Annotated in this window: 6 protein-coding genes; 1 reads left to right on the top strand and 5 read right to left on the bottom strand. The window is 48.2% G+C overall.

Going from position 1 to position 8,595, the window contains the following annotated elements:
* A partial coding sequence (locus tag BM181_RS11830) for a serine hydrolase domain-containing protein (RefSeq protein ID WP_143092186.1) occupies positions 1-810 on the top strand: 810 nt, incomplete at its 5' end.
* 77 nt (positions 811-887) lie between these two features.
* Here the strand turns inward: BM181_RS11830 and BM181_RS11825 are convergent.
* The 5 genes from BM181_RS11825 to BM181_RS11805 form a co-directional block, all read right to left on the bottom strand.
* Entirely contained in the window at positions 888-2,474 is a 1,587-nt protein-coding gene (locus tag BM181_RS11825; protein ID WP_256211376.1) for a DUF4127 family protein, read from the bottom strand.
* A gap of 93 nt (positions 2,475-2,567) precedes the next feature.
* Positions 2,568-5,906 (bottom strand): S8 family serine peptidase, encoded by a 3,339-nt coding sequence (locus BM181_RS11820; protein ID WP_075445192.1) that lies wholly within the window; start codon positions 5,904-5,906, stop codon positions 2,568-2,570.
* A gap of 176 nt (positions 5,907-6,082) precedes the next feature.
* Positions 6,083-6,748 carry a hypothetical protein gene (locus tag BM181_RS11815; protein ID WP_075445190.1) on the bottom strand — a complete coding sequence of 222 codons (666 nt, stop codon included), beginning with the start codon at positions 6,746-6,748 and terminating at the stop codon, positions 6,083-6,085.
* 250 nt (positions 6,749-6,998) lie between these two features.
* Positions 6,999-7,223: a hypothetical protein gene (locus tag BM181_RS15795; protein ID WP_371263041.1), complete on the bottom strand. Its 225-nt coding sequence runs from the start codon at positions 7,221-7,223 to the stop codon at positions 6,999-7,001.
* Between the two features lie 114 nt (positions 7,224-7,337).
* Entirely contained in the window at positions 7,338-8,561 is a 1,224-nt protein-coding gene (locus tag BM181_RS11805; RefSeq protein WP_075445206.1) for an exo-beta-N-acetylmuramidase NamZ family protein, read from the bottom strand.
* Positions 8,562-8,595: the final 34 nt, after the last annotated feature.

Genomic DNA, 8,595 nt, shown 5'->3' with positions numbered 1-8,595 from the left:
TACAGTAATCTGAATTATGGCCTTTTAGGAACCATCATCGAAAAAGTTACAGGCGAACGCTTTGACCAGTATCAAAAGAGCCATATCTTAAAACAGCTGGATATAAAAGCGGACTATCTGCCCAGTAATTTCAGCCAGAAGGAATTCAAGAAACTCGGTGCAGTTTACCAGAAAAAAGATGCTGCCGGCGTCTGGAATGAAAATGGTCCCTGGCGCGCTACGCAGGATGGCTATCCCCAGGGACAGCCGAAAAAAGATACGGTTGCCCTGCAGAATCCTTATGCCGAAAATTTCCAGGACACCTACAGTCTGAAGGATTATGTTCCCGGCACCAATGCTACGGTATTTTCCCCGGCAGGCGGCCTGCGGATTTCCTGTGAGGAGCTTTCCCATGCGCTTTCCATGCTGCTTAATGATGGCAGCTACAAGGGCAAACAGATTCTCTCTCCGGCTTCGGTTAAGACCATGCTTGGGCGCGAATGGATTTATGACGACAAAATCAAGAACGGCAACAACTATGGCGGCACGATTCTCTCCTATGGTTTGGGCATTTACCAGATGGACGGCAAAAGCACAGCCCGCTTCTGTAAAGATACGGAAATCGACCTGGTAGGACACACCGGTGAAGCTTTCGGTCTGCTCTCCATGCTGGCCATCCGTCCGAACACCAAAGATGGCTTTGTCTACATCATGAACGGCGAAGCCATTGAAGAGGACGAAGACACACGCAGTGCTGGTAAATTCAGCAACAACTACATCTGGGAAGAAACCCTCGGCGATGCTATCTGCCGCAATGTTTTTGTCCGCTGATAAAACCGAATGACCTCGAAAAAGCCACTGGATTAACTGGGCACACACCCCGTCAATTCAGCGGCTTTTTCGTTTGTTTATCGAAAGACCACATCACATTCGAACATCCTAAGCCATGGGTTCTTGACGGTAAAATCTGCAGAAATATTGGGCATATGTTTTCTGGCAAAATCCCGCATAAGCTCCGTGTTGCGCTTTTCCGCAAAAGCGAGCTTGTCATCCAGATTGTAGTAATACTTGTAACTGCCGAAAGTTCTCACCAGTTCCGTGCCCACATGTGCGCGCACATTGGCCTGATACGCCCAATCATCCAGATAGCGCACCGCCAGCAGGTAATCCTTGGCAGCGTTGGTCATTTTCCCCGCCAGCATCCCCGTGCCCAGCGCAAAGCCCGTTGAATTGGTGGCCGTGTTCCAGCCGGAATATGTCTTGAGCTTGAACAGCAGCTTCTTTTGTTCCAAAATATTCACCAGGGCATTGTCTGCGCCGTTGGCATACTTTATGTCCGCCACCCCCACAGGATAGCCGGCATTTACAGCATCTTCAACCATTTTGGCGAAAGCTTCTGTACCTTTATCCGCCTTCAAATCCGGCACAAAATCCGCCTCCGTAGGTAAGCCGTTATGGGTTTCAATGGTTCTGCCTTTTTCCTCCGTATTGACAAGCAGCAGCAGGTCTGCCCGCTTGGGAGTTCTCACCTGCAGCCCCCCGGCAATATTCAGCGCTGCTTCTACCGATTTGGAAATCTTCTCATCGGAAAAATCTGGAACGGTATCCCCGCCCTTGCCCGGCGAATAGCGAACACAAACAAAGGGAATATTCCACGTCATATCATTGATGGCCCGATTCAGAAGCAAAATGTTGAATTCATCAATCCCCGGCATGGATTGAAATTTGCTCTTGGGCAAATTCTTCTGCTCTGCATAAGCCAAAATCTCCCGATTTTCCCGATGCGTTTGACACAAAGGGGCATTGTCATCTCTTCCCAAGATCAGATAGTCGATAGTCCCCAATACCGCCATATCCATCAACGCTTTGGTAGCAGCCAGATTTTTTGCTCGTCTGCCAAACCAATCCTTTTGACACTCCTGCGGGATAGCTTTTTCATATGCCTGCAGATTCCTTTTTTCTGCAACGGAAAGCTTAGCTATCTCCCTCTTGTCCAGCAGACTGGTGTACTGAAAGATAGCCGCACCGTACTGCTCATAATAAGCAGGCTCCTCGATATTGCCTGCCCACCCCTGATACGGTGTGCGCATAAGCGAATCAAAGACATAGATACGCAGCTGGGGATTATCCTGCCGCAGCCGTTTAAAATTCTCCAAGCGTTCAGTAATCTCTGCCTGACTGACCTCGTGCTTTCGCGAAGGTATCAGCCCCCCATAAAGCATAGAATCCGACGCTATTATAGCCGACTTTGCTTTGGGTGCATTTTCCCGCAGCCATTGCCATAGTTCCTGCGGATGCCCCATGTTGGTAGCATTACTCAAAAGCTCCTTGGGCGGCAACACCAGCTCATAACCGGCTGCCTCCACCACTTCTACTGTCTGATGATAGGAAATCGGCCTGTCATCATGAGGAATAAACAGTATCCTGCCTCCCGCCTGAGCAGAGCACCAGGGCAATAAAAGGGCAGCCAATACGAGCATAAATATTCTTTTCAACGATTCAACTCACCTCATTTCATGTTCTTGTTCATATTTCTTCAAACGTCACCATAGTTCGTGAACGTTTGCGCATCCATTTCTTCGATTTGATTACCAAACACGGCGTAACATAATGCTGGCAGCTAAATCTTTATCATGTGCCCCTTTTTGCAGCCTGATATCGCCGCCAGCCTGCCAGCCTTTGGTAAATTCAGTTTCGCCAGATATGCCCAAAATGACATGCGTCTTATCCTGATTGTTGTTAAGTGTATAACTGCGTCCATTGTCGCCTTCGTAGTTGAACTTCAGATTCGGGTCAGCACCGCTAAAAGCATGTTTTACCCCCAGACGCATAGAGTAGCTGCCCGCACCCAAATAGCGTTTCCACTCTACGCCCATCCCCATGGCAAAATAAATATTGCTTTTAGCGGAAACCTGCTGATTGAATACGCCTGCCCCCTGCTCATTGTAACCATCCTGCCGCATATACGAAAGCTGCGTATTGACGTAGGGGCTGACATGCCAAATCTTGCCATCTTCGGCATGCAGGTCATATTTATATTCGCCGCCGATTTCGGCAATATAGCTGCGATAATCGGCCATCGTCTCTATTCCCAAATGAGACAGTCCACGGCGCAGGCTGTTCCGCTGCCAGCCGTAATCAGCATACCAGTAAGCATCTCTTGCGCCCTTGTGATAACCGCCATAAATACCAATACGGGTGTCGTAGATATTTGAAGCTGATGTATCTTTGCCCAGATTCAGCGTATTGTACGCCACAAACAGACCACCGCGCGTATTTTTCCCGAAGGCTTTGTCATAACCGCCGGAAATGGCGCTGCCGTGGTAATTTGCCCCACCTTTTAGGTCGCCCCAGTTTTTGATGAATTTTACCCATGCCCCATTTTCGGTAGCAACGGGCAGTTTCACCGGTACATCTATACCATTGTCCCGGCCACCGTCAGCCAGGTTATTGCCGCGGATACGCACGTTGACCGGCTCCATGGAAAAAGCCGTATTCAACCTGTCAGAAATGACATGGGAAACCAGCGTATTCGTCTGCACGACGCTGAGAGTTTCACCTGCCCTTGATGAACCGATATCCGTCAGGGCCTCTTTGGCGCTGTCAGACGCTAAGTTATAAAGAGCTCGCATTTCTTCGCGCCGGGCATCAGGCAAATTTTGATACACGCGGTTCATGGCCTGATAGGTTTCGGTCTGCTGTCCGTCAACATTTCCAAGATTATTGGCAGCAATCGCCGTTGCCGTCAATGTATTGCCCGCCGCTTGGGCGTAGGTACTAAGCATCCCCGTAGTTGCCTGCGGTTTATCAGCCGTGTTGGTAACATTTCCCTGCACCGTTCCCGCCGTCAGTACCTCACGATTCTCACCGGGGAGCGCGTTATTTAGCAGCACCTTGCTGCCCGTTATGTCTGCCGTATCCTGCACGATAAAGCGAGGGCTTTCGCCAACCGTCACATGAGAAACGAGCGTTCCCGTGCTGACGAGATTTTTCATGGTGAGATTACCAGTGCCCGTAGCGTCCCCAGCTCCGGCGATATTACGGTTGTACAGCGTGCCGCCGATAGTGCCGCGCCCGGCAATGGTGCCGTTATCTACACTGTAAGCATCACCTGCCACCGAGCCGTCAATGGAAAGTATTCCCCCTTTGGCCACGCTCGCCCCTGCGTAAGTGTTGTTCCCGGTCAGAGACAAACGCCCCGCGCCGCTTTTAATAAGACCGACATGCAGTCCCTCCATACCGCTATTTTCCACATTGGTGTTATACGCTTCCACATACAATTTGGTTAATAGCGCAGCTCCTGAAGGTGCGTTATCATTGGAAATCCAATTGGTATTATAGTAATTGTAACGTTCCCTCAAGTCTGCCTCCGTACTGTCAGCGACAATCTTGCCCACCTTGATTTCTTTGATGTCATTTGACCAGGTGGAATCATAACCTTTCGTATCAATGGGGTACATAACAGTGCGGCTGTTGTCGGCAGAATAAGCATCCGTAACATCCGTAGGCGCAAGCCGCCGGGCATTGAGCGCCCCAGGCCCGTTTACCGCTTTGCCCGCATCTACCACGCCCTGACCGATAAAGGCCTGTAACGGCACGTTGTAATAAGCAATCGGCGCATAGTCAGGCTGGGTATATCCATAGGGCAAGTCATCAGCATAATAGGCGTTAATATCGCTTTGAATCTGTTCGGCGGTGCGAGGGTTGCCGTCAAAGTAAAATACATTGTAGTTTAACCTACCGTTATCATTCTGACGCGTCACGAAATAACCTTTATTCACCGTAATATTATTGTTGGCAGTGGACAGCAGCGTATCGGCAATTTCCTTGCCACTCATGTAGGGAAAGGCTTCCTGCACCAGGCCTGCAGTTCCCGTTACAAAGGGTGCCGCCATACTGGTGCCCGAATCATATATGTATTTTACTGGCTCGGCGGCAAAGTTGGCATTGGTGGACAAAATATTACTGCCCGGTGCCGCTAAGGTATATTCTTCCGCATATTTCGCGCCGTCAGAGAAAAAGGTCATCAGCCAATTGCCGCTTATGGTACCATCAGCCTGACGCGTCATGCCGTTTCTGTAAAAAATCCCATTACTATAGTTGTCAAAATTATTGTTGAGCGCCGTGACATTGATTAAGTTCGTTTGCGCAGCATCATAAAACCAGCCAGACATTGACTGAATTGACGGTGTGGGATGGCCTGCATTGCCCGCGGCAAAAACGAGCAGCTTGCCACGTGCAGTAGCATCCCCTAAAGCCGCTACCTGCTTACTATGACTCGTGTCAAACTCCGCTAAATAGGCCATGAATTTTTCTGAAAAATCATCTAAACTGTTGGCGTTATTTAGCATTTCGGGTACACTCCCGCTAAGGACTTCATCAAAATACACCGGATCTGTCCAGGAATTGTTGATGACTTTGACATTATCTCTTGCGTAGAAGGGCGCAAAAGGATCGCTGAAGTCTGTGGACCCTCTTGCCGTCAGGTCATATCCTGCAGGCACACCGACCAGGTCGGCATTATAAGCTACGCCATGCATGCTAACACCGTTCTTGCTCGCTCCCACAATGCCCGCTACATGGGTGCCATGTCTTAAGACGTCCCAATCATATACGCCCGGCTTTCCCCCGACCATCCAGGAATCCCGAATCATCCGGGCAAGATTTTTCGAAGAAAATTCCGGATGGGCAAAATTTGTCGGTGAATCGCATACGCCAAGAGTAATTCCCTTGCCGCTATAACCCTTGTTGTACGCCGTGGCGGCGTTGATAAGCTCCAGCCCATTGCTGGCTTTATACTCATCTGTCTGGAAATCAGCCTCGGCCGCATAAGCAGGCGCATTTACCCCCAAGCATACCGACGTAAGCAAAGCAGCGGCTATATAATATGCCAGTTTCCCCTCCGACTTGAAATTTTTCTTTTTCATCTTTTTATTCCCTGTTCAACCAATATCCCAATATGTTCACTATAAAAAAGTGTGTATCTATATAAGTTCGATAAATTTAAGACATTTCCTTTTGTGAACCGAAAAATCTCATGATGGCAAAGTAAAACCGCTGAACTAAACGGACATACAGCCCGTTAATTCAGCGACTTGTTTGCTTATTTGGCTTGTGCTGCCATTTCTTTCATCAACCAGTCATGAATAGCTTTGTTATCTGCTTTCCCGTCGGCGGTCTTTTCATCGAGATAGGTTGCTTTGAAATAGCCGGGCAGCTCCTCGCTAATAAGCTGTATGGCCCAGGCCCCTCTATTCTCGCCAATGCCATAAATGGCATTCTTGTTGACCGCATAGTTCTGACGCACATCCTGCAGCAATGAGCGCAGAATATTCATACCCTCAGTATTAGAAAGACGACCGACACGCGCCTCAAAGTCTTTCGTTGATTGAACCGTCAGAACGATAGCATACTGCTGCTTCCTTTCCAGTTCATCCACCCAGGCGCTGACACCATCCGGCTGTTTCAGTAAAGCCTTGCCGTCGGTTTCCCCATTCACATCATTGATGACAATAATCAGCGGATAGCTTTTTCCGGAATCATACCAGCGCGGCAGGCAAATCTGATAGTCAAGTTTTGACTGAATGAGTTTTGAACTGACAAAACGCTGCGAAGCCAGCTTTTTATCTTCACTCGAATCCTGACCTGGTACCGCTTTTTGCACAGCTGTCTGCGGCGCCTTACTAACCGCTGCCTGCGCCATACCACCAAAGCTAAAGCTAAAGCTCAAAGCTGCAATAGTTGCCGCCATCATAATCTTCTTTTGCATGCCAATATCCTCCTTGCCTTTTAACGACTTGTTATATAAATCACCTGTTGGTATACTTCGCTATTTATGACTTTAATCCTGCTTTTTTATGTTAGCAGGATTTTTCTCGTAAATGCATAGCAACATATTTATTAGTAAATTACAATCGTTTTCAAATAAAGATTCTGCTAAATCTTTATAACCAGATTATTTGTTCCCATTGTGCTCACATATTTGATGCTTTTGGTCATCTTTATGACCATGCGGAGGCCTATATTTTTTTCCCAATTGTCATCTCATGTTCATATATTCTGTAATAATTGACAGGGTTAAAGGGGCGGCAATCATCCCTTATCCGCAGAATGATTTCCTTCTCTTTGGCTAAAATACGTACATCTATAGCGTGAGGCTTGCCATCGTTAAAGCCATGGCGGATAATATTTACCCCCAACTCCTCTATGCAATGCGCCAAAACCCGCGCCTTTTCTTTGCCAATACCATTTTCTTGACAACCTCGTTATTTCTGCAGTTTGGCTACAATCCAAGGCTGATTGCGCTGTTTGGGGGCAGCATGGAATGGTCGAACCACATAAAAAAAGTGGGGATGATTTTATTCGGCGTACAATAGATAGGGACGCCGCTGTTCCTTGAAACGCTTTACATCGTCCTGCCACATAGCACTGATTTCCTGGGCACTCTTTCCGGCCATAATAGCCTCCCGTACATAGGTTTGGCCCATGAGCAAATCAAAATACACCATCTCTCTGCCAAACCTCTTGGAATTAAATTTCATAAAAAACTTTTCTCCCGCTCCCTGCCTGTGGAAGATTTTATATGCCTCCACCACATAGGATAGATCCATACCTTTCGCCCGCAATTTCAGCTCGTTTTCCTGACTGAAATCTACACCGTAACAGACTTCTCCCTCCCGTAAGGGAGAATGTGCTGCTTTAATGCTGGTGGGCGTAAAGCTATAGCCGTATTTCCCCTGCAGTTCCGGAGCACCGAAACACTGGAAGGGATGCTCCGTCCCCCGCCCGACACTTACCGTCGTGCCCTCGAAGGGACAAAGTGAGGCGTAGAGATAGATGGACTTCATATTGGGAAGGTTCGGGGATGGCGGCACCGGCAGCGTGTAAGCTGTCCGGTGATTATAGTTCAGGCAGGGAATCACAGTAAATTTTAGCTTATTGCTAAGGTTCAGCCAACCTTCGCCGATAGCCATGTTCATAAGTTCCCCCAATGTCATACCATGTACCGTGGGTATAGGGAGCCGTCCGACATGACTTCTCAGGCTCATATCCAGCAACGGCCCCTCTACATAATGCCCATTGGGATTCGGCCTATCCAGCAAAATGACCGCTTTATCATAAATAGAGCAAGCCTCAATGAGATCGCAGACGGTTATATAATAAGTGTAATATCTCAGCCCCACATCCTGAATATCAATGACCAGCACATCGAATTTTGACATATCTTTCTCAGCGGGGATAACGGTGTCTCCATTGTAAAGCGACAGGATAGGAATCCCTGTTTTTGAATCCGTACTACTATCTACGGAATCCCCCGCCGGAATATCCCCGCGGATTCCATGCTCCGGAGAAAAAAGGGCTGTCACCTGCTGGCCATCCTTCAAGAGCAAATCTAAAAGATGTTCTTCGCCGATTTTGGCTGTATGGTTACAAAATAACGCCACCCGCTTGCCTGCGAGCAGTGGCAAATATTCCTCTGACCGAGCATCCCCGGGAATAACGGCAGCACCGATTGCCAAGGTACTCTGACCTAGCAAGAAACATACGATGATAAACAACATACACAAACAATGTTTTCTCATTATGTACATCCCTTCGCCACAGTACGCATAAAGC

Source organism: Pseudoselenomonas ruminantium, from assembly GCF_900113715.1.
Lineage (GTDB): Bacteria > Bacillota > Negativicutes > Selenomonadales > Selenomonadaceae > Selenomonas_A > Selenomonas_A caprae.
This window is presented reverse-complemented; position numbering and strand designations above follow the sequence as displayed.